Annotated in this window: 23 protein-coding genes; 11 read left to right on the top strand and 12 right to left on the bottom strand. The window is 73.1% G+C overall.

Going from position 1 to position 21,949, the window contains the following annotated elements; all coding sequences use genetic code 11:
- Positions 1–5 precede the first annotated feature (5 nt).
- On the top strand, positions 6–1,082 hold the full coding sequence (locus HZF07_RS13385) for an NAD(P)H-dependent amine dehydrogenase family protein (RefSeq protein ID WP_157342300.1): 1,077 nt from the start codon (positions 6–8) through the stop codon (positions 1,080–1,082).
- 153 nt (positions 1,083–1,235) lie between these two features.
- Here the strand turns inward: HZF07_RS13385 and HZF07_RS13390 are convergent, their stop codons facing one another.
- Positions 1,236–2,171, bottom strand: a complete 936-nt coding sequence (locus HZF07_RS13390; protein ID WP_157342302.1) for an AraC family transcriptional regulator — start codon at positions 2,169–2,171, stop codon at positions 1,236–1,238.
- A gap of 87 nt (positions 2,172–2,258) precedes the next feature.
- Here HZF07_RS13390 and HZF07_RS13395 point away from each other — a divergent pair, with 87 nt between their 5' ends.
- Genes HZF07_RS13395 through HZF07_RS13405 form a run of 3 tightly spaced genes read left to right on the top strand, consistent with a single transcriptional unit; the run spans position 2,259 to position 4,966 of the window.
- Positions 2,259–2,714 (top strand): anthrone oxygenase family protein, encoded by a 456-nt coding sequence (locus tag HZF07_RS13395; protein WP_198346400.1) that lies wholly within the window; start codon positions 2,259–2,261, stop codon positions 2,712–2,714.
- Positions 2,715–2,750: 36 nt separating this feature from the next.
- Positions 2,751–4,220 (top strand): ABC transporter substrate-binding protein/permease, encoded by a 1,470-nt coding sequence (locus HZF07_RS13400; protein WP_309504727.1) that lies wholly within the window; start codon positions 2,751–2,753, stop codon positions 4,218–4,220.
- Entirely contained in the window at positions 4,217–4,966 is a 750-nt protein-coding gene (locus tag HZF07_RS13405) for an amino acid ABC transporter ATP-binding protein (RefSeq protein WP_157342307.1), read from the top strand. Before HZF07_RS13400 ends, HZF07_RS13405 begins: the two co-directional genes overlap by 4 nt.
- A gap of 22 nt (positions 4,967–4,988) precedes the next feature.
- On the opposite strand, the gene HZF07_RS13410 is transcribed toward HZF07_RS13405, so the two are convergent.
- Positions 4,989–5,663, bottom strand: a complete 675-nt coding sequence (locus tag HZF07_RS13410) for a TetR/AcrR family transcriptional regulator (RefSeq protein ID WP_181645163.1) — start codon at positions 5,661–5,663, stop codon at positions 4,989–4,991.
- 56 nt (positions 5,664–5,719) lie between these two features.
- Here HZF07_RS13410 and HZF07_RS13415 point away from each other — a divergent pair, with 56 nt between their 5' ends.
- Positions 5,720–6,208, top strand: coding sequence for a cupin domain-containing protein (locus HZF07_RS13415; protein ID WP_157342308.1), 489 nt, complete (start codon positions 5,720–5,722; stop codon positions 6,206–6,208).
- 20 nt (positions 6,209–6,228) lie between these two features.
- On the opposite strand, the gene HZF07_RS13420 is transcribed toward HZF07_RS13415, so the two are convergent.
- From HZF07_RS13420 to HZF07_RS13430, 3 genes are all read right to left on the bottom strand, one after another.
- Entirely contained in the window at positions 6,229–6,702 is a 474-nt protein-coding gene (locus HZF07_RS13420; RefSeq protein WP_157342310.1) for a pyridoxamine 5'-phosphate oxidase family protein, read from the bottom strand.
- A gap of 138 nt (positions 6,703–6,840) precedes the next feature.
- Positions 6,841–8,124 carry an MFS transporter gene (locus tag HZF07_RS13425; RefSeq protein ID WP_309504728.1) on the bottom strand — a complete coding sequence of 428 codons (1,284 nt, stop codon included), beginning with the start codon at positions 8,122–8,124 and terminating at the stop codon, positions 6,841–6,843.
- A 42-nt stretch (positions 8,125–8,166) separates the two neighbouring features.
- Positions 8,167–9,543 carry a cytochrome P450 gene (locus tag HZF07_RS13430; RefSeq protein WP_309504729.1) on the bottom strand — a complete coding sequence of 459 codons (1,377 nt, stop codon included), beginning with the start codon at positions 9,541–9,543 and terminating at the stop codon, positions 8,167–8,169.
- Positions 9,544–9,642: 99 nt separating this feature from the next.
- On the opposite strand from HZF07_RS13430, the gene HZF07_RS13435 reads away from it, so the two are divergent.
- Together HZF07_RS13435 and HZF07_RS13440 are read left to right on the top strand one after the other, a co-directional pair.
- Positions 9,643–11,058, top strand: a complete 1,416-nt coding sequence (locus HZF07_RS13435) for a hypothetical protein (RefSeq protein WP_157342312.1) — start codon at positions 9,643–9,645, stop codon at positions 11,056–11,058.
- Complete coding sequence (locus tag HZF07_RS13440; protein WP_157342314.1) at positions 11,055–11,723, top strand: class E sortase; 669 nt, start codon at positions 11,055–11,057, stop codon at positions 11,721–11,723. The genes HZF07_RS13435 and HZF07_RS13440 overlap by 4 nt, the downstream gene beginning before the upstream one ends.
- 3 nt (positions 11,724–11,726) lie before the next feature.
- Here the strand turns inward: HZF07_RS13440 and HZF07_RS13445 are convergent, their stop codons facing one another.
- From HZF07_RS13445 to HZF07_RS13455, 3 genes are read right to left on the bottom strand one after another with little or no spacing between them, the layout of a single operon-like run.
- On the bottom strand, positions 11,727–12,617 hold the full coding sequence (locus tag HZF07_RS13445; RefSeq protein WP_157342316.1) for an alpha/beta hydrolase: 891 nt from the start codon (positions 12,615–12,617) through the stop codon (positions 11,727–11,729).
- Positions 12,614–13,213 (bottom strand): TetR/AcrR family transcriptional regulator, encoded by a 600-nt coding sequence (locus HZF07_RS13450; protein WP_181645164.1) that lies wholly within the window; start codon positions 13,211–13,213, stop codon positions 12,614–12,616. The genes HZF07_RS13445 and HZF07_RS13450 overlap by 4 nt, the downstream gene beginning before the upstream one ends.
- Complete coding sequence (locus HZF07_RS13455) at positions 13,210–14,538, bottom strand: flavin-containing monooxygenase (protein WP_181645165.1); 1,329 nt, start codon at positions 14,536–14,538, stop codon at positions 13,210–13,212. Before HZF07_RS13455 ends, HZF07_RS13450 begins: the two co-directional genes overlap by 4 nt.
- 102 nt (positions 14,539–14,640) lie before the next feature.
- Between HZF07_RS13455 and HZF07_RS13460 the strand changes: the two genes are divergently transcribed.
- Genes HZF07_RS13460 through HZF07_RS13475 form a run of 4 tightly spaced genes read left to right on the top strand, consistent with a single transcriptional unit; the run spans position 14,641 to position 16,688 of the window.
- Positions 14,641–15,360, top strand: a complete 720-nt coding sequence (locus HZF07_RS13460; protein WP_157342318.1) for an SDR family NAD(P)-dependent oxidoreductase — start codon at positions 14,641–14,643, stop codon at positions 15,358–15,360.
- A 55-nt stretch (positions 15,361–15,415) separates the two neighbouring features.
- Positions 15,416–15,727, top strand: coding sequence for a PadR family transcriptional regulator (locus tag HZF07_RS13465; protein ID WP_157342320.1), 312 nt, complete (start codon positions 15,416–15,418; stop codon positions 15,725–15,727).
- A gap of 7 nt (positions 15,728–15,734) precedes the next feature.
- Positions 15,735–16,109, top strand: a complete 375-nt coding sequence (locus HZF07_RS13470; protein ID WP_157342322.1) for a hypothetical protein — start codon at positions 15,735–15,737, stop codon at positions 16,107–16,109.
- 27 nt (positions 16,110–16,136) lie between these two features.
- On the top strand, positions 16,137–16,688 hold the full coding sequence (locus HZF07_RS13475) for a CG0192-related protein (protein ID WP_157342324.1): 552 nt from the start codon (positions 16,137–16,139) through the stop codon (positions 16,686–16,688).
- Positions 16,689–16,702: 14 nt separating this feature from the next.
- Here the strand turns inward: HZF07_RS13475 and HZF07_RS24470 are convergent, their stop codons facing one another.
- The 4 genes from HZF07_RS24470 to HZF07_RS24475 all read right to left on the bottom strand — a co-directional run bounded on the left by HZF07_RS24470 (position 16,703) and on the right by HZF07_RS24475 (position 21,922).
- Positions 16,703–17,599, bottom strand: coding sequence for a sucrase ferredoxin (locus HZF07_RS24470; RefSeq protein WP_181645166.1), 897 nt, complete (start codon positions 17,597–17,599; stop codon positions 16,703–16,705).
- A complete protein-coding gene (locus HZF07_RS13485; RefSeq protein WP_181645167.1) occupies positions 17,596–18,705 on the bottom strand; it encodes a cupin domain-containing protein in 1,110 nt (369 codons plus the stop codon). Before HZF07_RS13485 ends, HZF07_RS24470 begins: the two co-directional genes overlap by 4 nt.
- Complete coding sequence (locus HZF07_RS13490) at positions 18,706–18,903, bottom strand: hypothetical protein (RefSeq protein ID WP_157342328.1); 198 nt, start codon at positions 18,901–18,903, stop codon at positions 18,706–18,708. It abuts the gene before it with no gap.
- A gap of 76 nt (positions 18,904–18,979) precedes the next feature.
- Complete coding sequence (locus HZF07_RS24475; RefSeq protein ID WP_181645168.1) at positions 18,980–21,922, bottom strand: helix-turn-helix transcriptional regulator; 2,943 nt, start codon at positions 21,920–21,922, stop codon at positions 18,980–18,982.
- Between the last annotated feature and the right edge of the window lie 27 nt (positions 21,923–21,949).

Consider the following 21,949-nt stretch of genomic DNA (forward strand, 5'->3'; position numbering starts at 1 on the left):
CCGTCATGGACAAGAAGCGCGTCGTCGTCTGGGGCACCGGCGTGGTCGGGTCGATGGTGATCGCGGAGATCGTCGACCACCCCGTGTTCGAGCTGGTCGGGGTCGGCGTGACGCGCAGCGACCGGGCCGGCACGGACGTGGCCGAGCTGTGCGGACTCCCAGCCGCCACAGGCATCCTGGCCACCACGGACGTCGACGAGCTGATCGCGCTGCGGCCCGACGCGCTGGTCCACTACGGCCCGACGGCGCAGTACGCCGACGACAACATCCGAGTGATCACGGCGTTCCTGCGCGCCGGCATCGACGTCTGCTCGACGGCGATGACGCCGTGGGTGTGGCCGCACATGAGACAGAACCCCGGCAACTGGATCACCCCGGTCGAGGAGGCCTGCGCCGAGGGCGGCGCCTCATGCTTCACGACCGGCATCGACCCCGGCTTCGCCAACGACCTCTTCCCGATGACGCTGATGGGCCTGTGCGGCCGCGTCGACTCGGTGCGCGCGTCGGAGCTGCTCGACTACACCGACTACGCGGGCGACTACGAGGACGAGATGGGCATCGGCCGGCCCCCGTCGTACACGCCCCTCCTCGAGATCCCGGACCTGCTGGTCATGGCGTGGGGCGCGACGGTGCCGATGATCGCGCACGCCGCCGGCATCGAGCTCGACGACATGACCACCACCTGGGAGAAGTGGGTGACGCCGACCGACCGCAAGACCGCCAAGGGCGTCATCGAGGCCGGCAACGTGGCGGCGATCCGCTTCACGATCAACGGCGTGTACGGCGGCCGCGAGGTCATCACGCTCGAGCACGTCAACCGGATCGGTCTCGACGCCGCACCCGACTGGCCCTCCGGGTCGGGAGACGACGTCTACCGCGTCGACATCGTCGGCTCGCCGTCGATCAGCCAGGAGACGGCGTTCCGCTTCACCGACGGCTCCGGCCGCGCCCCGGCGGTGGCCGGCTGCCTGGCGACCGGGCTGCGCGCGCTCAACGCCGTCCCTGCCGTCAACGACCTGCCGCCCGGCTGGGTGACCGCACTCGACCTGCCGCTGGTGCCGGGGGTCGGGACGATCCGCTAGGGCCCGCGGGAGTTTCATCAAGGGATGAGGGCGAACCCGCGCTTCCCACGACGAGTTCGCCGAGGGAACCGCGGCGCCACCGTCATCCCTTGATGAAACGCCACCACGTCCACCACGCCGGCCACGCCGCCACGCCCGCGCCCGCCACACCAGCTACGCCGACACCAGCCGGTGCTCCCGCGGGCTGACGCCGTGCTCGCGCTTGAACGCCGCGCTGAGCGCGAACGGCGTGGAGTAGCCGACCTGGCGCGCGACGGTGGCGAGCGTCGCCGTCGGGTCGCGCAGCAGGTCGGCGGCGAGCGCGAGGCGCCAACCGGTGAGGAACGTCATCGGCGGCTCGCCGACGACGTCGGTGAAGCGGCGGGCGAACGCCGCGCGGGACACCCCGGCGGCAGCGGCGAGCGACGCCACGGTCCACGGGTGGTCGGGGTGGTGCTGCATCAGCCGGAGCGTGGGGCCGACGACGGGGTCGGACTGGCCGACGTACCAGGCGGGCGGGTCGGCGTCGGGCCGGGCGAACCAGGACCGGAGGACGGCGATGAGCAGCAGGTCGAGGAGCCGGTCGAGCACGGCGTCCTGGCCGGGGTCGTCCTTGACGATCTCGTCGGCCAGCAGCGGGAGCAGCGGCGAGCCGAGCTCCGCCTCCGACAGCACGACGAAGCGCGGGAGCGCCCGCAGCAGCCGCCGGCTGACCTCGCCCTCGAGCGCGTAGGCGCCGGTCAGCATCACCGTCGAGCCGGTGGCGCTGTTGCCCCAGCTGCGCACGCCCTGGTGCATCGCCTCGGCCAGCGGCCGGCCGTCCGGCGTGGTGCAGTGCTGTCCCGGGTGGATGACGGCCTGCACCGGGGTCGCCGGCTCGTCGGCGATCGTCCAGTGGTCGGTGCCGACGGTGACCAGAACGTCGCCCGGTCCGAGCCGGAACGGCGGGCCGTCGTCGGGCACGGCCCACATCTCGCCGCGCACCACGGCCGTGAGCGTCAGCGGCGACTCGTCCTGCAGCCGGACCGACCAGGGCGGGTCCATCAGGCAGCGGAGGAGGAACGCGCCCCGCGCCCGCGGGCCGTCGAGCAGCGCCGCCAGTCCGTCCATGACCGGAAGCGTAGGCCTGGACGCTCGCGTATGGAAGTGCGCGTTCTCGCCATGGATCGTCTCGCCGCGGCGAGGTGGGATGGGGGCATGACCGCGATCCTCGAGACCCTGCGCAGCCCCGTCCTGCTCGCCGCCACCGTCGCGGCCGGCCTCCAGGCCGGCACCTACTACACCTGGGCCTGCGGCGTGATGCCCGGTCTGGCCGAGGTCGACGACCGCACGTTCACCTCCACCATGACGCAGGTCAACGTGGCGATCGTGAACCCCGTCTTCATGCTGACCTTCCTCGGCGCGCCGGCCCTCGCCGCGGCCGCCGTCGCCACCACCACGGGCGGCGCGCGGGGGTGGGCGATCGCCGGGCTGGTGCTCGCGTTGGGGACCGTCGCCGTCACCGCGGCCGGCAACGTGCCGCTGAACGACGCGCTGGCAGCCGGCGGCTCCCGAGCGGACTTCGAGACCGCCTGGGTGCGGTGGAACGTCGTCCGCACGCTCACCTCGACCGGCGCGCTCGCAGCACTCGCGTGGGCGGCCATCCGCTCCTGAGGGTTGGAGCCGGAGCGTCGCGGGTATCGGTTGCGGGTGCGCCCCCGCCTCATCGTGCTGCTCGCCCTGCTCGGCGCACTGCTCGCGGTCGGCGGGCCTGCCGTGGCCGACGCCGACGGCGAGCCGCAGGTCGTGCGGGTGGGGACGGAGGGCGTGTACCCGCCGTTCACCTACCGCGACCCGGACACCAACGAGCTGACCGGCTTCGACGTCGAGGTGATGCGGGCGATCGGCGACGAGGCCGGCTGGGACCTCCGGTTCGTGGAGGCGCCGTTCGACTCGCTCTTCCCCGCCCTCGACTCCGACCGCATCGACGTCATCGCCAACCAGGTGACGATCACCGGCGAGCGCGAGGCGCGCTACCTGTTCAGCACGCCGTACACCTACTCCCACGGTGTCATCGTCACCGCCAAGGACACCGACGACATCACGTCGCTCGACGACCTGAAGGGCCGGACGACGGCGCAGACCGCCAGCAGCAACTGGGCGCAGGTCGCCAAGGACGCAGGCGCGAAGGTGCAGTACGTCCAGGACTTCGGCCCCGGGGTCGAGCTCGTCGTCCAGGGCCGGGTCGACGCGATCGTCAACGACAACATCGCGGTGCTCGACTACCTGGCCACGTCCGGCAACGACCAGGTCAAGATCGCCGGCGACGCCGGCGACGAGGTCCTCGAGCAGGCGCTGACCTTCCGGCAGAGCGATCCGGACCTCCAGCAGGAGGCCGACGACGCCATCGCGACGCTCACCGAGGACGGGACGCTCGCCGAGATCTCGGAGAAGTACTTCGGCGCCGACGTCACGGTGCAGGGCGGCGCCGAGGACGTCGACGTCGACGCCTCCGACTCGCGCACGACGTGGGAGGTCGTCAAGGACACGGCCTGGCCGATGTTCGTCGGGCTGGTGAAGGGCAACATCCCGCTCACGATCTGCAGCTTCGTGATCGGCATGGTGCTCGCGATCGCGGCGGCGCTCGCGCGGCTCTCGTCGCTCCGGGTCCTCGGCTGGATCGCCCGCGCGTACGTATCGGTCATCCGCGGCACGCCACTGCTGGTCCAGCTGTTCATCGTCTTCTACGGCCTGCCCCAGATCGGCATCGACCTCGACCCCTACCCGGCGGCGATCGCCGCGCTGAGCCTCAACGTGGGCGGGTACGCCGCCGAGGTGGTGCGGGCCGCCATCCTCTCGGTGCCCCGCGGCCAGCAGGAGGCCGCGACCGTGATCGGCATGGACTACTGGCAGTCGATGCGGCGCATCGTGCTGCCGCAGGCGGCGCGCATTGCCGTACCGCCGCTGGGCAACACACTGCTGTCGCTGATCAAGGACACGGCTCTCGCGTCGCTCGTGCTCGTGCCCGAACTCTTCCGGGAGGCTCAGGTCACCGCGGCGGCCACGACCGAGTACCTGCCGCTCTACACGATGGCCGCCCTCTACTTCTGGGTCGTCTGCTACCTCGTCAGCCTGGCGCAGGGTCCTCTCGAACGTCGACTGAGCAGGTACGCGACATGACCGACCTGATCGAGGTCCGTGGACTGGAGAAGTCCTTCGGCGACCACCACGTGCTGCGCGGGGTCGACTTCAGCGCCGAGTCCGGCACCGTGACCGCGCTGCTCGGTCCCTCCGGCTCGGGCAAGACGACGGTGCTGCGCTCGATGAACGTCCTCGAGATGCCGGACGCCGGGGTCGTGCGTATCGGCGAGGCCTCCATCGACTTCGCGACCCGGCCGGACCGCCGAGCGGTCAAGGCGCTCCGCGCGCGCAGCGGGATGGTCTTCCAGGCCCACAACCTGTTCCCGCACAAGACCGTGCTCGGCAACCTCATCGAGGGTCCGGTGCAGGTGCAGGGGCGCCCCACCGACGAGGCCGTCGCCGACGCGCGCTCCCTCCTCGAGCAGGTCGGCCTCGCCGGCCGCGAGGACGCCTACCCCGCCCAGCTCTCCGGTGGTCAGCAGCAGCGCGTGGGCATCGCCCGCGCCCTGGCCCTTCGGCCCGAGGTGCTCCTGCTCGACGAGCCCACCTCCGCCCTCGACCCCGAGCTGGTCGGCGAGGTGCTCGCCGTCATCCGCGACCTGGCCGCCGAGAACTGGACGCTCGTGATCGTCACCCACGAGGTCCGCTTCGCCCGCGACGTCGCCGACCAGGTGCTGTTCCTCGACGAGGGCGTCGTCGCCGAGCGCGGCGGCCCGGAGGTGCTCACCGATCCGCGCGAGGAGCGGACCCAGCGGTTCCTGGCCCGGGTGCTCGAGGCGGGCTGAGGAGGCGCTCCGCCCGGAGAGGCTACGTCGGCGACGTCTGCGATGCCGCCCCGGCCGCGAGGAGCGTCCGGCACAGGAGGTCGCCGAGCAGGTCGCCGTACTGCGCAGGCGTGTGGCCCCTGGAGGTGATCAGGGTGAACCACTCGGGGCTGTTGAGGGACCAGATCAGGTCGGCGACCAGCTCGTCGCCGAGGTCGTCGCGCAGCTCGCCGGTGCCTCGCAGGTCGGCGGCGAGCAGGCGCATGTTGGTGGCCCGGCGCTCCGCGATCTGCTCGTACTGCTCGGCGCACGCGGGGTCGGAGGCGCCGGCCTCGCGCAGTGCGGACATGATCGGCACCGTGCCTGGGAGCAGCCGCCCCATCGCGGCCGCGTAGGTGCGCAGCTTGGCCGCAGCGGTGGGTGCGGCCCGGACCGCCCGGACGTAGTCGCGCTCCTCGGCCTCGACGGGAGCCGGTCCTTCGGCCAGCACCATGTCGTGGACGGCCAGGAGCAGCTGCGGCTTGCGGCCGACCGTCGCGTAGACGGTGTCGACGGCGACCTGCGCGCGGTCGGCCACCGCCTGGACGGAGGTCGCTGCGTAACCACCCGCGGCGAACAGCTCACGCGCCGCGGCCAGGACACCCAACCGGGTCTGCTCGGCCGCAGCCCGCCGGCGGGACGCATCGTAGGTCCGTCGACGCTTGACCGGCTCCGTCACAGTGCCTACCTTATTAGTCCGAAGTGAATTCGGTCGAATATCGGAGGCGGCGAGCCATGGACGAGCAGCTGGTGGTGCGTGAGCCGGGAGCCGGGCGAGCGACGTGGGCGATGCAGTCGCTGTTCGAGCACCTCCTCGAGCCCGGGCAGAGCGCACGGCTCGGCGTGGCGCTGGTGACCCAGCCACCCGGCGTGGCCACGCCGACGCACCGGCACACCCAGGAGGCCGAGGCGTTCTACGTGCTGGAGGGCCGGCTGTCCTACCGCGCCGGCGAGGACACCTTCGACCTCTACGACGGCTGCTTCATCCACCTTCCCCAGGGCGTCCCCCACGCGTTCCGGATCCGGGGCGACCGGCCCGCCCGGCTCCTCGCCCTCACGACGCCGGCCGGGCTGCTGCACCTCTACGACGAGGTCGGCATCCCGGCGACCGAGCACCGACTCCCGGGCCCGGACGGCCTGGCCCCGGAGGTCGAGATCCCCCGGTGGATGGAGGTCGGCCCACGCTACGGGCTCGAGGTCGTCGGCCCACCCATCCCGGAGTAGCCGGAGGCCGGGCCGCGGACTCAGGCGAGGGGGACCTCCACCCGCGTCGCGTTCCCGAGGAGGAAGGCCGATCGGATCCGGGCGATGTAGAGGCGTGGCACCGACGGCTCCTCCACCTGGGCGCGCGTCCAGGTCCCACCGCCGGCCGCCACCGACGCGGCAGAGAACGCGGCGGCCGCGTCGTCCAGCAGCGCGGACGGGACGAGCTCGGCGTGTGCGGCGAACTGGAGGCCGTCCCCGGTGCCCGCAGGCTGGGCGCTGTTGAAGATGCTGATGCCGACCTCGGGCCGCTGGGTGAGGTTGCGCGAGTGCAGCGCCTCGGGCCTGGACAGCCAGACGAGCTCGACGGCGAGTCGTGTCGACGACCGGGACCGCTGCCAGGCGGTGTACCAGACGGTCGTGGACCAGGGCCGGCCACTCGCGTCTGCGGTCGCCAGGGTGAGGTACTGGTTCTCCTCGAGCAGTGCGTGTGCCCGCGCCACCAGGTCGTCCATCCGAGGATCGTCACACGCGGACGACATCTCACGCCTCCCCCGGTCCGGGAGGAGACCCAGACCGCTGACCCGGCGAACACCCCGGCTTGCTCCAGCAGGGCGACGATGCCGGCGCCGACCATCGCGCCGAGGCGGGGCTCAGGCCTCGCCGGCCGCCTCCCGTACGGCGCGCTCGGCGACGGCGTGCTCGTCGGTGCGGGCGTCGTAGGACCAGAAGTCGTGCAGGACCGCGGCGGTGGCCGCGACGCCGGCGACGCAGGCGAGGCCGCCGGACACGAAGGCGCCGCGCACCGACCACAGGTCGGCGGTGATGCCGGCGCGCACCTGGCCGCCGAGCGGGCCGACCGAGTAGGACAGCATCTCGATGCCCGCCAGCCGGCCGCGCATCGCCTCCGGGATCGTCTGGCTCCACACCGTCGACCGGAAGATGCCGGAGATCATGTCCGCCGCGCCCGCGAACGCGAGGAAGAGGGCGACCAGCCAGATCGACGGCATCAGGCCGGCGAGCGCGATCATCGCGCCGTACACCGCGGCCGCGAGGACGATCGCGCGGCCGTGGTGGTGCACCCGGGCCGTCCAGCCGCTGAGCCCGGTCGCGACCATCGCGCCGACGACCTCGGCGGTGTAGAGGAGGCCGAGCAGCTCGGGACGGTCGAAGATCTCCTCGACCATCGCCGGGAAGAGCACCACCGGCATCGCGAGCAGCATCGCGGCGATGTCGACGAAGTAGGTGCCGAGCAGGTCGCGGCGCCGGAACGCGTAGACCATCCCCTCCTTGATGCCGGCCAGGCTCGGCGGGGTGGTCTCCTCGCGGTGCGGGTAGGAGCGCATCAGCACGAAGAGGGAGGAGGCGATCAGCAGCCCGCACACGTCGACGAGGAAGCACCAGCCGACGCCGACGTACGCGACGAGGACGCCGCCGACGGCCGGGCCGGCGAAGAGCCCCAGCTGGATGCCGAAGCTGGAGAGCGCGTTGGCCGCGGGCAGCTCGTCGTGCCGCACGGTCCGCGGCAGCAGCGCCTCGCGCGAGGGGCGCTGCAGCGCCGAGCAGGACGTCAGCGCCACGGAGACCGCGAAGATCACCCAGACGTGCGGGTCGGCCAGGAAGGCGTTGACCGCGAGCACCGCGGTGAAGACCGCCTGCCCGAGGCCGGTGAAGATCAGCAGCCTGCGCCGGTCGACGTGGTCGGCCAGTGCGCCGCCGTAGAGGCCGAAGACGAGGATCGGCACCAGCTCGGCGATGCCGATCGCGCCGACCGCGAAGTTGGAGCCGGTCAACGTGTAGATCTGGTACGGGATGGCGACATAGCTGACCATCGCGCCGAAGTAGAAGACCGTGCCGGCCAGGAAGAGCAGCCGGAAGTCACGGGAGGTGCGCAGCGGCGTGGTGTCCATCCGCAGCGCGCGCAGGCGATCGATCACAAACGCAGATCGTCGCACCGGTGACGGTCGGCGCGAAGCGATTTACCGAGCCGTTACCCGGATCCGGGCGCCGTTGCGGGGCACGCTGGTGATGTTGCGGACCTTCGGCCGGTCGTCGCCGACCGCCTCGACGTCGTACGCCGCGAACACCTCACGCAGCACGGCGACGCCCTCCATCAGCGAGAAGCCGGCGCCGATGCAGCGGCGCACGCCGCCACCGAACGGGATCCAGGTGTTCGTCGGCGGGTTCTGGCCGAGGAACCGCTCCGGCCGGAAGGCCTCCGGGTCGTCGTGGTTGTCCTCGCGCTGGTGCGCCAGGATGATCGACGGACCGACCGTGGTGCCGGCGGGCAGGTCCCAGCCGGCGATCGTCGCGGGCTTCATGAGGGTGCGCACCACCATCGGGATCACCGGGTGCAGCCGCAGCGACTCCTTCAGCACCGCGTCGAGGAGCTCGTCGTCGCCGTCGGCCGCCGCCTGCTGGCAGCGCGCCAGCAGCGCGGGGTCGCGGCCGACCTCGTAGAGCGCCCAGGCCAGGGCGGTCGCGGTCGTCTCGTGCCCGGCCAGCAGCAGCGTGACGAGCTGGTCGCGCAGCTCGGTGTCGTCGAGCCGGTCACCGTCGCCGCCCTGGAGGATCAGCCGCGAGAGCACGTCGGTGCGCTCGGCCAGGTCGGGCGCGGTACGACGCTCGCGGATCTCGGCGTACATGAGCAGGTCGAGCTCGCGCTGGTTGTCGACGGTGCGCTTCCACGGGCCGAACTCCTGGAGCTTGGGGTAGCCCCAGCCGAGCAGGATCGCCGGACTCACGTTGACGGTGGCGTTGACCCGGGGCCGCAGCCGGGCGAGCCGCTCCTCGTCGGTCACCCCGAAGACGACCCGGAGGATCACCTCGAGCGTGAGCGCGTTCATCCGGTCGAGCGAGCGGAGCTCCTCGCCCGGACGCCAGCTCGCGACCTCGGCGCGGGCGACCTCGGCGACGAGGGCCTGGTACTCCCGCAGGGCGTGGCCGTTGAAGGCCGGCATCAGCAGCTTGCGGGCGCGCTTGTGCTCGGCGCCGTCCTGGAGGAGCAGCGAGTGCTCGCCCATGATCGGACCGAGGATGCCGTTGGCCTTGCCGGCGTGGAAGACCTCGGGGTCGCCGGCGAAGATCTCCTTGGCGTGCTCGGGCCGGGTGAAGAACACCAGCGGACGGCCACCCGGCGCGATCCTGATCGTGAAGACGTCGCCGTACCTGCGTCGCAGGTAGGGATGGAAGCGGTGCCGGAACCGCAGCAGCGCGGCCGTCTGGACGAGGACCGGCCAGCGCGGGCCGGCCGGCAGGCCGGACGTGTCGACGGGCGCCGACCGGGGCTGGTTGCCGGGGCTCATCCGGCGGAACCGCTGGGTCGTGAGCTCGTCGACGTCGTCGAGGGTCGTCACGTGCGCGACGCTACGCCCGCTATTGAACACTCGTCAATAGACGGGATCGCCCGTCCCGGGCGTAGCCAACGGCGGGCCGATCGTGCTGGGATCCTGGGCATGTCGGCAGTCTCTCGGAATCGTGCTCGTGCCCTCCTGGCCCTGGCGGTCGTCACCGCCTGCCTGTCCCTGGCGCCTGTCCGCGCGGACGCGGCGCCGCAGGAGAAGGTGAAGATCTGCCACCGCACGAACTCACGCACCAACCCCTACAACCAGGTCAACGACTCCAAGGACGGCGTCGTCAGCGGCCACGCGAACCACACCGGCCCGATCTTCGGGCCGGACGTGGAGAAGTGGGGCAACATCGTGCCGCCGATCGACCCCGGGCTGCCCGACGGCCTGAACTGGACCGCCGAGGGTCGCGCGATCCTCGACAACGGCTGCGAGATGCCACCCGATCCGGGGCCGATTCCGGCCGCCGAGATCGCCGACGCGGCGTGCAGCGGCGCAACGCCGAGCGTGAGCGTCACCGTCTCCAATGACGCCGACGCCACCGATCCGGCATCGTTCACGATCCGCGTCAACGGCGTCGCCGTCCAGACGGTCGGCCCGATCGCGCCGGGCGACAGCCAGACGGTCACCCTCGCCGGCGTCCCCGAGGACCGGGTCGCCGTCGTGGACGTGCTCGCGGACGGCGAGGTGGTCGCGAGCCGGGTCGTGACCGCGGACTGCACGCCGGGCCCGCCGCCCGTCAGCATCAAGGCCGGGTTCGGCTGCGTCGGCACGACGCCGCAGGGCACCCTGCAGGTGACCAACAACGGCACGGCCCCGCTCTCGGTCGTGCTGCAGGTCGACGGCGAGCAGATCGGCCCGGCCGTCTCCGTCGCGTCGGGCACCACCGAGAGCCGCACGATCGACGCGTCCCGGTGGGAGGACCAGACCGCGACGGCACGGGTGCTCGTCGACGGCGTCGTGGTCGCGACGTACACCGTGACCCCGGACTGCCAGCATCCGGTGGCGCGCCCCGCGGCCCGGATCGGCGGCGCCGTCTGTCCGCCCCTGAGGACGACGGTCACCCTCGCCAACGACGGCGACCCGGCCTCGACGGTCGTCTTCTTCATCCGCGTGAACGACCGGCCGGTCCAGCGCTCCGCCGCGCTCTACGGCGGCGACGCGACCACGATCGTCGTCGACCTCGCGCGCTTCGAGGGCAGGAGTGCGCACGTCGAGGCCGGGTACGACGACACCGTGCTCATCGACCGCACGATCCGGGTCCGGTGTCCTGCGGACACCGGGGGCGACACCGGCACGTACGCCGGCGGCGGCACCGGCGGCGATAGCGCCGGCGGAGGTAGCGACACCGGCGGCGGTAGCGGCGGCGGAGGCGCCGGCGGGGAGATCGCCGACGAGGCCGCGCTGCCGTCGGTCGGCTCCGGCGTGCCGAGCGGCGGCGTGCTCCTCGGCGCCGGTCTGCTGGCGGCCGGCGCCGTTCTGACGCTGGCCGGTCTCCGGACCGGGCGGCCGGGGCGGCGATGACCCGACGACGCGTCCTCCTCTGGTGCGGAGCCGGCCTGCTCGCGGCAGGCCTCGCCGTCCTCGGGTACGTCGCCTGGCAGTACGTCGGCACCAACGTGGTCGCCGAGCGCGCCCAGGCACGGAACATCGAGCGACTCGAGGAGCAGTGGCGCCGGCTCCCCACGTCGCAGGAGGGAGCGGCCGGCCCGAGCGAGACCCCGGTGGACCTCGGTGACGCGCTGGCGATCGTGCGGGTGCCGCGCTTCGGCGACGACTACGTGATGCCGGTGGTCGAAGGCGTCGACGACGACGCGCTGAGCAGCGGACTGGGCCACTTCGAGGACTCGGCCGCTCCGGGCGGCACGGGGAACTTCGCGCTCGCCGGGCACCGGGTCACCCACGGCGAGCCGCTGCGCCACATCGACGCGCTGCAGCCGGGCGACGTCGTGACCGTCGAGACCGCCCGCGCGACGTACACCTACGAGATCGACACCGACCCCGACGACCTCGAGGTCGACGACGACGACGCCTGGGTCATCGCCCCGGAGCCCGTGAACCCCGACGACGCCGGGACCGGACCCGCCGACGCGCGCAGGCTGCTGACGCTGGTCACCTGCGCCGAGCTCTTCCACACCGACGAGCGGACGGTCGTCTTCGGGCACCTGGTCGACACGGCCGAGAAGTAGCGGTCAGGGCGCGAGCACCCGGCGGAGGAAGAGCACCTGGTGCGCGACGACCGCGTCGTGCCAGGCCGTGCCGGCGTAGACGTCGAAGTGGTCGCAGGGGTAGTGCCGCACCTCGGCGCGGGCCGCGAACGCCGCCTTGGCGGCTGCCTGGGGCGGGGCGCTGCGGTCGAAGTCGGCGATCTGCACCAGCAGGGGCGCGCGGACGTCGGCCGCCGCCTTGCCGGGGCGGTGGTTGCCGAGCTCGAGGCCAACCGTCGCGTCGACCTCGTTGCGCCAGGTCGGGCCGGCGATGGCGAGGTAGGACTCCATGCTCCCCTCGAGGGTGAGGCAGCCGAGCTCGCCGGGGCGCGCGACGACCGGCATCATCCGCGGCCGGCCGACCTTGGACTGGAGGCCGACCACCGTGGAGCGGAGCATCGCGGTGGGCTTGTGGAAGGCCAGCGCGTGCCGCCCGGCCGCCACGCCGTCGACGAGCGGGGTCAGCGCCACGACGGCAGCGACGTCGTCGCGGTGCGCTGCGGCCGCGAGCACGTGGCCGCCCGCGAGCGAGACGCCCCAGAGCACGAGCCGGCGCGGGTCGACCCCGGGCAGCCGCGCCGCTGCGGACATCGCGGCGCGGTAGTCCTCCAGCTGGCCGGCCATCGAGACCGTCTGGCGCGGCTCGCCCGCCGAGGAGCCGAAGCCGCGGTAGTCGAAGGCCAGCACGTCGAGCCCGACCGCGGCGAGCGCCTCGGCGAAGGGCTCGAGCCCGGAGTCCTTGGTGCCGGCGAGGCCGTGCGCCATCACGACGACCGGCCGGCCGGCGTCGGTGGCGAGAGCGTCGCCCTCGCCGGTGTAGTGCCAGGCGTGGCACTCCACGCCGCCCGAGAGGAAGGTGACGTCGGCATGCTTCATGAGGTGCTCCCGTAGATGCTCGTCAGCCAGACGTGGACGACGGCCTCCAGGTGGGCCGCCGCGTCGAACCCCTCCGGGGCGCGGACGACGCGCTCCAGCGTGCGGTCGTTGAGGTCGAGCAGCGCGAGGGCGATCTCGCGGGCGTCGGGGCCAGGGGGCGCTGCACCGGCCGCGCGCTCGGCCTCGACGAGGTCGGCCACCACGTCGACGTACGACTGCTGGTAGTCCTCCCACTGGTCGCGCACCGCGGGGCTGGTCGCGCGCGCGTCGAGGATCGCGGCGTAGACGTGCGTGCGGTGGCCCCAGCCGGTGATGATCGCGCGGATCGCGGAGTCGATGCGGTCGCGCACCGAGCCGTCCCCGCCGAGGACGCCGGCCGCGTCGAAGCCCTCGGCGTACATCTCGTCGTGGAGCGCGGCGACCGCAGCGGCCTTGTTCTCGAAGTAGAAGTAGAACGCCGAGCGGGTGACGCCCGCGCCGCGGGAGATGTCGGCGATGTTGATCGAGTCGAGCGTGCTGCCCGCGCGCAGGGCCTCCTCGAGCGCGGCCAGCAGCGCGCCGCGGCGCTCGTCGCCCTTGGTGGCGCCGGCGCTCACGACGCCCGCCTCGCGTGCGCGCGCCTGCGGCCCTGCGGCAGCTCCTTGGTGCGCATCTGGTGCTCGTAGACGAAGTAGTCGAGCTGGTGGGTGTGCCGCGGGCGGTCGAGCATGTGCCCCATGTAGAGCTCGTCGTCGGCCTTGATCGCCGCGTGCATCTCGGCGACCGACGGCGGTGCGTACTCCCCCACGGCGTACGCCGCGATCAGCCGCGCCTGGCACTCGACGAACGGGAAGAGCGTGGGCGTCGCCTGGGCGAAGCCCGCGAAGAGGAGGTCGTCGATGCCCGGCTTGAAGATCCTGCGGTAGAGATCGATCCGGTTGTCCGGGGCGCTGAGGAACTCGGGGTCGAAGAACGGGAACGTCAGGTTGTAGCCGGTGGCGTAGATGATCACGTCGAAGTCGGCCGACGTGCCGTCCTCGAAGTGGACGGTCTCGCCGGCGAGCCGGGCGACGTTGCCCTTCGGGGTGACGTCGCCGGACTTCAGCCGCAGCGGCAGCTCGCCGGACTGGGTCGGGTGCGCCTCGAAGAACTTGTGGTTGGGCTTCGGCAGGCCGTAGAGCGTCGGGTCGGAGTAGGTGAACCGCTGCCCCCACTGGGCGGCCTTGCGCTGCCAGGAGAGCGGCAGCTGCGGGATCGTGCGGTAGTTCATGTCGGCGGCCTTGCCGGCGACCAGCTTGGGCACGATCCAGGCGCTGCTGCGCGTCGACAGCGTGACCTGGTTGCGGAAGGCGCGCTGGGAGAGCTCGACGGTGATGTCGGCGGCGCTGTTGCCGAGGCCGACGACCAGGATCCGCTTGTCCATCAGGTGCAGCGGCGTCCACGGGTCGATGTAGTGGTGCGAGTGGATGGTCTCGCCCGTGAACATCCCCGGGAAGTCGGCGAAGCGCGGGTCCCAGTGGTGGCCGTTGGCGACCACGAGCAGGTCGAAGCGGCGTACGTCGCCGGCCTGGTCGAGGATCTCCCAGCCGCCGCCGTCGAGGCGGGTGGCCTTCGCGACGCCGTTCTGGAACTCGATCCGCTCGCGCAGGCCGAACGCGTCGGCGTACGCGTCGAGGTAGGCCTTGATCTGGGTGTGGTGCGGGAAGTCGGGGTAGTCGTCGGGCATCGGGAAGTCGCGGAAGGACAGCTGGTGCTTGGAGGTGTCGATGTGCAGCGACTGGTAGGCGCTGCTGTGCCCGTTGGGGTTGCCGAAGGCCCAGTTGCCGCCGACGCGGTCGGAGGACTCGAAGGTCGTGTACGGGACGCCGTAGTCGCCGAGCATCTTGCTGGCGGTGAGGCCGCTGATGCCGGCGCCGATGACGGCGGTGGTCGGTCGGGCCACGCCGGCCCTCCTGTCCTCGAAGAACACTGACTGGAACCTGTTCTATTTCGGGACCGTAGGCCCTAAGTTGACACGCGTCAACAACACCTGGGGAGGTTCGTCATGGTCGAGGCAGCAGATCGGGTGGCGGTCGTGGTGGGCGGGGCCTCCGGCATCGGAGCCGCCATCGCCGCCCGCTTCACGGCGGAGGGGTGGACGACGGTGGTCGCCGACCTCCCCGCGACCGACGTGACCGACGAGGCGTCGGTCGCGGCGATGCTGGACGGCGTGCTCGCCGAGCACGGCCGCCTCGACCTCGTCGTCAACAGCGCCGGCGTCTCGACGCTCGGCAACGTCGTCGACCTCGCCGCCGAGGAGTGGCGGCGCGTCGTCGACGTCTGCCTGACCGGGGCGTTCCTGGTGATGAAGCACGCGGGGCAGCGGCTGACCGCGGGCGGCTCGATCATCTCGCTGTCGTCGCTCAACGCCCGGCAGCCGGGCGCCGGCCTGGCGCCGTACTGCGCCGCGAAGGCGGGCCTGTCGATGCTGACCGAGGTGGCGGCCCTCGAGCTGGCGCCGAGGGGGATCCGGGTCAACGCGATCGCGCCGGGCCTGGTCGTCACGCCACTGACCCAGCCGGCGATGGACATCCCCGGCATCGAGGACGACTACCTCGCCAACACGCCCCTCGGCCGCGCCGGCACCCCCGAGGAGATCGCCGAGGCCGCGGTCTACCTCGCGGACGCCGCGTGGGTGACCGGCGAGGTGCTCGACATCAACGGCGGGGCGCACCTGATGCGCTACCCGGACCTCAACAAGCACGTGCTGGCGGCGTTCGGCTGACCGCTTCGTGGCTTGTTCTCTACCTAGACCCTAGGTAGAGTACGACGTTGTGCGGATGACGATCCCGACCCAGCTGGTCCTGCAGGTGCTGCTGCAGGAGCCGGGCGAGGAGCGCTACGGCTACGAGGTCGGCGAGCTCGCCGGGCTCGCCAGCGGCACCGTGCACCCGATCCTGGCGCGGCTCGAGGGCGCGGGCTGGGTGGCGTCCCGCTGGGAGGACGTCGAGGCGAGCGTGGCGGGGCGACCGCCCCGTCGCTACTACCGGCTCACCGCGGACGGCGTCGGCTCCGCCCACGACGCACTGGCCCGCGCGCGCCGCCCCCGGCGGACCGGGCTCGACCCCTGGACGGCACCGGGACCGACGTGAGCACGACATGATCAGCACGGAGGGACGCCCGCAGTGGTGGTCGATGGCGATCACCCGGTCCGCCCTCCGCCTGATCCCGGCCGGCGACACGCGCGATCGCTGGCAGCAGGAGCTCGTCACCGAGCTCTACGGACTCAGCCGGACCGAGCAGGCCCGGCACACCTGGGGCGTGGTCACCCGCGCGCCCGCGCTCCGCGCGGCGGCCACCGCCCCCGACCGGATCGTCCCGGAGGCCGTGATGAGGAAGCCGCTGCGCTGCCGAGTGGGGTGGCACAAGTGGTCCCACCGCTACACCGACGAGCACCTGCGCTACCTGGAGTGCACGCGCTGCCACAAGCAGGGTGACGCCTACGACTACCTGCCGCCGATGGGCTGGGGCTGACCTCGGGGCTGACCCTAGGCTCGGCGCATGGCCCTCCTGCACCACGCGACCATCGTCCCGTCCAAGCGCGAGCTGATCGGCGCCTGGCTGCCCGGCCAGACGTGGGCGGCCGGGCTGCCGGAGCTGGCGCCGATCGGTGGCTACCGGTTCGACGACCCCGCCGGCGAGGTGGGCATGGAGGGCATCCTGCTGCGCAGCGAGGACGGCGCCGTCACGGTGCACGTGCCGCTGACCTACCGCGCCGCGCCGCTCGACGGCGCCGAGGCCCACCTGGTCGGCACGACCGAGCACTCGGTGCTCGGCACCCGGTGGGTGTACGACGCGCCCGCCGACCCGGTCTTCGAGGCCGCGCTGACCGAGGTGATCACCTCGGGCGGCACGGGCGCGGAGGAGTACTTCGAGGAGGACGGCGTACGCCGGACCCGCGAGCCCGCGGTCACGGTCGTCGGCAGCGGCGTCGCCGGCGGCGGCGGCGACGAGGTCTCGGTGGTCCGCGTGGTCGGCGAGCCCGTCGACTCCGAGGCCGTGCTCACCGGCACCTGGGCCGGCGGCTCCGGCGTGCTGGCCGCGCTCGGCTGAGACCGCGCGGCCGGTCAGGAGCGGCGGACGACCTTGATGACCTCGTGCCGCGGGACGGGGTTGTCGCGGACCGCCTTGCAGGTGAGTCGCGCGGCGGTGCGCTGGTCGCGGATCGTGCGGACGACGACGGCGTAGGTGCCGCCGGCGACCGAGAAGGACGCCGAGGTGAAGTCGCCGTCGAGGACCCGCTCGCGCAGGACGACGTCGTCGACGCGGGTCGCGCCGAGCTCGCGACGCAGGTGGATCTCCGCGGCCTGCACCGGCATCGGCCACGACGAGCGGCCGCGCAGGTGGTCGAGGTCGAGCTCGCCGGCGAGGTGGGCGCCGGCGACCGCGAGCGAGGACGGGACGTCGAGGCGCCCGTAATAGAGCCCGTGCGGCAGCACGACCAGGTTGGCCGCGAACCGGTCGCCGCCGATGTGGGAGACCTCCCAGGTCTCCTCCGGGTGCGCGCGGTCGAGCGCCTGCGCGACCGGGCGGCCGCGCTCGGCACAGCAGGCGTCGTGACGGCCGTTGGTGCAGACGCAGAACAGCGAGCCGTCGTAGGCCGCCAGCCCGCTGCTGCCCCCCTCCCGGAGCGCGGCGAGGTCGAGGTCGAGCACCTCGCGCGGGTCGGCGAGCGTGCCGGACTCCAGGCGCGGGGCGACCGGGTCGGCGTACGCCGCGAAGACCCGCAGGCCCGGGCCGTCGGGCTTGGAGCTGAAGCGACGGATCAGCAGGACCTTGGCGCGGTGGGTCCGCGCCCGCTCCGTGAGTGCGCCGCCCAGACCCTCGGGCAGCCGTGCGTCGAGCAGCGCCTCGCTGCCCCACGGCCCGACGTGCTCGAGCAGCAGCCAGGTGCGGACATGGGTCGCGGTGCCGGCGACGTCCTCGTCACGGAGCACGCTCTCCGCCGCGCAACGGAAGGTCACGCGATCTCCAGCAGCCCTTCGCGGACCAGCCTCCGGCAGAGGACGAGGTTGCTCTGGGGGTCGAGCGGGAGGTCGCCAGGGGTGAGCTCCTCGCGCGCCCGCACCTCGTCGAGCGCCGGTCGGATCCAGGCCGGGACGGTCATCGTGCGGTCGCCGAGCAGCACCTCGAGCTGCTCGCCGCGGTCGAGCAGCACGCACGGGTGCCCGGGGCGTCGGCGCAGCCGCGTCGACTCCTCGACCGGGCCGAGCACGTCGTGCAGGCCGCCCGCCAGCCGCGGCGGCCGGCTGGTGAGGAACCGGCGGACCTCGGACTCGACCGCGGCCGTCGCATCCACCCGGCCGACGGCGTCCGCGACGTCGCGCAGCCGGTCGGCGAGCGTGTCCGCGAGCAGCGCGGGGTCGTCGAGGTAGCCGGCCGGCAGGTGGTCGTCGGGCACCGCCGCGACCACGTCGGCGAGGGCGCGCTCGAGCAGGCCGCGCCAGGTGAGCTGGTTGATGCCGATCGTGACGTGCAGCGAGACCGTCTCCTGCGCGCGGGCGGCGTGCGGGGTGCCGGTGGGGAGGTACATCGAGAGGCCGGGCTCGAGGAGCACGTCCTCGGGGCCGTCCTGGCCGTGCACCTCCCAGAGCTTCGAGCCGGCGGTCTGGAACACGAACACGTCGTGGCTGTCGGAGTGCACGGCGAACCCCTGCGACCCCGGCGGGGTGAGGTAGGCGTTGGCCTGGCAGGGGTGGCCGAGCTCGAGCTCGAGCTCGGCGATCAGTCGGGTCAGCGGCGGCCAGTAGCGGTGCAGTCCCTGGAAGACGACGGTCGCGCCGTCGCCGAAGAGCGCGAGCGCCTTGGCGGCGTCGACCAGGCCGGTGAGCGGCTTGCCGGCGAGCGTCGCGCTGCGGGTGTAGGCCGACTCCGGGAGCACGCTGCCGTCCTTGGCCATCCGGACCGACGGCGTGCGGATCGCCGCCGAGGTCAGCAGGTGGTCGGCGTCGTCGAGCGACAGCAGGCCGACGAGGTCGGCGGGGTCGGTGCGGTGCAGGTGGACGCGGGACGCCCAGACCTTCGTCAGGAAGGTCTGGGCGTCACCGCTGAGCAGGTCGAGTGCGTTCACTCAGCCGTCGGTGCCGTCCGTGCCGTCGCTGTCGGAGCCGTCGCCGTCGGTGGCGTCTCCGTCGGTGCCGTCGCTGTCGTGGGAGTCGCCGTCGGTGCCGTCACCGTCGGTGCCGTCGGCGTCGCCACCACCGGTCAGCGGGTCGCCCTGGGGGCTGGTGGTCATCTCGTCATCGCTCAGGGGCTCTTCCGGGGTCATGCGTCCTCCTGGGATCGTCGGGTCTCGCCAGTCTGCTGTGCCGCGGACCGGCGGACAAGGAGTACCCGATCGGCCGCTACACCAGTCCCCGGCGCCGTGCGATCGCGGCGGCCTCGGTGCGCCCGGACGCGTCGAGCTTGGCGAGGATGTTGGAGACGTGCACCGAGACCGTCTTGGCGCTGATGAAGAGCTGCTTGGCGATCTCGCCGTTGGAGCGGCCCTCGGCGACCAGCGCCAGGATCTCGGTCTCCCGCGGCGTCAGCGTGTCCGGCGCCGACTCGCTCCGCACCGGCGCGCTGCCCAGCGACTTCAGGTCGTCGAGCAGGTGGACGGCGCCGAGCCGGTGCGCGGCGTCGCGGGCCGGGTCGCCGAGCTCGCGCGCGCCCGCCTGGTCGCCGGCGGCGCGCAGGATCCCGGCGAGCGCGGTGCGCACCCGGGCGAGCTCGTGCACGTGGCCGAAGTCCTCGTAGAGCGCGATCGCGTCCCGCCACGCCGCGACGAGCGCGTCCTGGGGCGGGGCGTCGATCCCCACCAGCCACCGGAACCGCAGCGTCTCGGCGTCCAGCCGCTTCATCCAGGCGCGGCCCTCCGGACCCCAGTGGCCGGACGGGTCGGAGTAGCGGTCCAGCACCATGTGGCCGTCGGCGAGGATGCGGTCGACGCGTTCGGCGTACGCCGCCCGCTCGGCCGCGGACAGCTGCGGCACCGCTCGGCTGATCGCGCCGATCGTCAGCGCGCCGAGCCGGATCCGCGCGCTGAACCACTCGTGCCAGATCCGCGAGAGCACGGCGACGACCTCGTCGTAGGCCTCGACGGCGCTCGCCGCGTCGCCGCGGTAGCCGGCGGCGTCGATCTCGACGGCGGCGGAGTTGATCGCGACCCCGCCCTCGCGCGCCCAGAACTTCCGCAGCGCCCGTGCGTCGTCGCCGACCTCCTCGCCGCGGGCCAGGCGGATCTGGAGCCGCAGCGACTCGATCAACGCCCGCGGGATCGGCGGCGGGGAGTACTGCGCGACGTCGGCGAGGTCGAGTGCGTCGTCCCAGCGGCCGAGCACGTCGAAGACCCAGGCCAGCTGCCAGCGGGCCTCGAACGCGTACGGCGCGAACGGCATGCCCGCGTCGACCCCGCGGTCGATCGCGCTCCGGAACCACTCGATGGTCTCGTCGAACTCCGCCCAGTCCTCGTAGGAGCGGCCGAGCAGGTAGCGGGCACGCAGCTCCGAGGAGAGCGCGCCCGACTCCTCCGCCCGGGCGACGGCGTCGCGGAGCGCCGCCCGCAGGCCCTCCTTCGGCCCCGCCTTCTTCAGGCCCGAGAGCGTCGTGATCGCGTCGGAGGCGAGCTCGCTGAGGTCGAGCCGCTCGGCGAGCGTCAACGCGTCCATGCCGACGATCTGCGCCTCGTCGTAGCGGCCGTAGCCGGCGAGCACCCGGGCGTGGGTCGCCAGGATGCGCGCCCGCAGCGCGCTGTCGCCCTCGGGTGTCAGCGCCACGGCGTCCTCGGAGACCGGGATCGGCTCGTGGCCGCTGTCGGTCATCATCATCACGTGCGCCTGGGTGGAGAGCATCCGCGCCCGCCAGGCGGTCGGGGCGTCGACCGGCAGCCGCTCGAGCTGCTCGGACACCACCTTCACCGCTCGTTCCGGGTCGCCGCTGGCCGAGAGCGCCTCGGCGGCGGCGACGACGATCTTGGAGAGGTCGACGTCGTCGCCGGAGGACCGGCGCGGGTCGGCGAGCAGCTGCAGCGCCTGCTGGTAGTGGTACGCCGCCTCGTCGGGGCCGCCCACCTGGCTGGCCTCGTGGCCGGCCTGGATGCTGGCGCCGAGCGCGGTGTCGAGGTCGTGGGCGAGCCGGGCGTGCCGGGCCAGCTCCGCCGCGGTGCCGGTGGCCGCGCCGCTCCGCAGCGCTGCGACGTACTTGCCGTGCAGGCGGACCCGCTCGCCGGGCAGCAGGTCGTCGTAGACCGCTTCGCCGAGCAGCGCGTGCCGGAAGGAGTAGCGGCCGTCGCTGGCGACGAGGATGTTCATCTCGACCGCCTTGCGCAGGCCCTCGTCGAGCGCGCCGTCGTCGAGGTCGGCCACGGCGGCGAGCATGTCGTGGGCGACCCGCCGGCCCGCGACGCTGGCGGCGCGGACCACGTCGCGCGCGGTGTCGTCGAGCCGGTCGAGCCGGACCAGCAGCACGTCGGCGAGGTCGTCGGGCACCCACCGGCCGGGGCCGGCGGCGGCGCTGGTGAGCTCCTCCACGAAGAACGCGTTGCCCTCGGCGCGGCCGACGATGTCGGCGAGCTCCTTCTCGGACAGGCCGCCGGGAACGAGCTCGGCGATAAGGGCGCGGACCGCCTCGTCGGGCAACGGCGAGAGCGCCACCCGGTGCACGCCCCGGAGCCGGGTCCACTCCGCGACCTGGCGGCGGAGGGGGTGCCGCCGGTGCAGGTCGTCGGAGCGGTAGGACACGACGAGCGAGACCGGCCCGGAGAACGGCCGGGAGAAGAGGAAGCTGAGCATGTCGCGGGTCGACTGGTCGGCCCAGTGGGAGTCCTCGATGACGAGCAGCAGCGGCGCCTTCGCGGCCGCGGCCTCGATGAGCGCGTGCACGGCCTCGAAGAGGTCGGCACGGTCGAGGGCCCCGCTGTCCTCGCGATCGCGGCCCATCATCCGGCGTCCCGGCTGGAGCCGGGCCAGGGCGGGGTGCTGGCCGGCGACCTCGTCGACGGTCGCGGGCAGGTCGGCGGCCAACCGGCCGAGGACCTCGGAGAAGGGGAGGTAGGGCAGGGCGCTGTCGCCGAAGTCCAGGCAGTGCCCGGCGACGACCTGCCAGCCCTCGGTGAAGGCGAGGTCGCGCAGCTCGGTCAGCAGCCGGGTCTTGCCGACACCGGCATCGCCGGACAGCAGGACGGTGGTCGCCTCGCCGGCCTGCGTACCGCCGGCGTCGACTGAGGACGACCGGACGCCGAGCAGCGAAGCGACCTCCGCCAGCTCGGCGTCTCGACCGACCAGGGTCCGGCTGGAGTTGTTGGCCACGCCGGACAGTGTCTCGTGTTCGATTGT

The sequence above is a fragment of the Nocardioides agri genome (assembly GCF_013778305.1).
GTDB lineage: Bacteria > Actinomycetota > Actinomycetes > Propionibacteriales > Nocardioidaceae > Nocardioides > Nocardioides agri.

Excerpts from the sequence above, each read along its gene's own strand:
- HZF07_RS13395 (WP_198346400.1), top strand. The coding sequence starts at position 2,259 with ATGACCGCGATCCTCGAGACCCTGCGCAGCCCCGTCCTGCTCGCCGCC.
- HZF07_RS13420 (WP_157342310.1), bottom strand. The coding sequence starts at position 6,702 with ATGGACGACCTGGTGGCGCGGGCACACGCACTGCTCGAGGAGAACCAG.
- HZF07_RS13415 (WP_157342308.1), top strand. The coding sequence starts at position 5,720 with ATGGACGAGCAGCTGGTGGTGCGTGAGCCGGGAGCCGGGCGAGCGACG.
- HZF07_RS13470 (WP_157342322.1), top strand. The coding sequence starts at position 15,735 with ATGATCAGCACGGAGGGACGCCCGCAGTGGTGGTCGATGGCGATCACC.
- HZF07_RS13445 (WP_157342316.1), bottom strand. The coding sequence starts at position 12,617 with ATGAAGCATGCCGACGTCACCTTCCTCTCGGGCGGCGTGGAGTGCCAC.
- HZF07_RS13475 (WP_157342324.1), top strand. The coding sequence starts at position 16,137 with ATGGCCCTCCTGCACCACGCGACCATCGTCCCGTCCAAGCGCGAGCTG.
- HZF07_RS13440 (WP_157342314.1), top strand. The coding sequence starts at position 11,055 with ATGACCCGACGACGCGTCCTCCTCTGGTGCGGAGCCGGCCTGCTCGCG.
- HZF07_RS13435 (WP_157342312.1), top strand. The coding sequence starts at position 9,643 with ATGTCGGCAGTCTCTCGGAATCGTGCTCGTGCCCTCCTGGCCCTGGCG.
- HZF07_RS13405 (WP_157342307.1), top strand. The coding sequence starts at position 4,217 with ATGACCGACCTGATCGAGGTCCGTGGACTGGAGAAGTCCTTCGGCGAC.
- HZF07_RS13465 (WP_157342320.1), top strand. The coding sequence starts at position 15,416 with ATGACGATCCCGACCCAGCTGGTCCTGCAGGTGCTGCTGCAGGAGCCG.
- HZF07_RS13490 (WP_157342328.1), bottom strand. The coding sequence starts at position 18,903 with ATGACCCCGGAAGAGCCCCTGAGCGATGACGAGATGACCACCAGCCCC.
- HZF07_RS13385 (WP_157342300.1), top strand. The coding sequence starts at position 6 with ATGGACAAGAAGCGCGTCGTCGTCTGGGGCACCGGCGTGGTCGGGTCG.
- HZF07_RS13460 (WP_157342318.1), top strand. The coding sequence starts at position 14,641 with ATGGTCGAGGCAGCAGATCGGGTGGCGGTCGTGGTGGGCGGGGCCTCC.
- HZF07_RS13390 (WP_157342302.1), bottom strand. The coding sequence starts at position 2,171 with ATGGACGGACTGGCGGCGCTGCTCGACGGCCCGCGGGCGCGGGGCGCG.